Source organism: Massilia glaciei, from assembly GCF_003011895.2.
In the GTDB taxonomy this organism is placed as follows: Bacteria; Pseudomonadota; Gammaproteobacteria; order Burkholderiales; family Burkholderiaceae_D; genus Telluria_A; species Telluria_A glaciei.
The window spans coordinates 1-426 of the sequence record NZ_PXWF02000214.1 but is presented as its reverse complement, the minus strand read 5'-3'; the positions used below and the strand labels follow the sequence as shown (position 1 = coordinate 426).

The 426-nt window shown below is 73.9% G+C and carries 1 protein-coding gene; it reads right to left on the bottom strand.

The features are described 5' to 3' along the window. Positions 1-426: efflux RND transporter periplasmic adaptor subunit (locus C7C56_RS13045; RefSeq protein ID WP_146204463.1), on the bottom strand; the 426-nt coding region annotated here is incomplete at both ends.

Sequence of the window (426 nt, the reverse complement as noted above, 5' to 3'; positions counted from 1 at the left end):
GGCCACGCGCCCCGGGAACGGGGCGGCGATCGTGCACTTGCCCGACATGGTGCTCATCACCGCCAGCTCCGAGCGGTTCTTGGCGACCTCGGCGGCGGAGATGTCGAGTTCGACCTTGCCGATCGAATTGAGCTCGTTGAGGCGGCTGTTGGCCTTGAAGGTGTGCTCGGAGCCGGTCAGGGCCGCGCGCGCCTTGGCCATCTGCGCCTGCTGCAGCGAGCAGTCGAAGCTCACCAGCGTCTGGCCGGCCTTGAAGCGCCCGCCCTCCTGCACCGGCAGGCGCTGGACCCGGGCGCCGATCTCGGCGGCGAGCGTGGTGTAGCGGTGCGGGGCGAGCTGGGCGCGGATTTCGCGCGACTCGAGTCCGGCGCTGGCCGGGCGCTGGCGCGCCGCGCCGGCGGGGGCTGCCGGGCGCGCCAGCGCGGC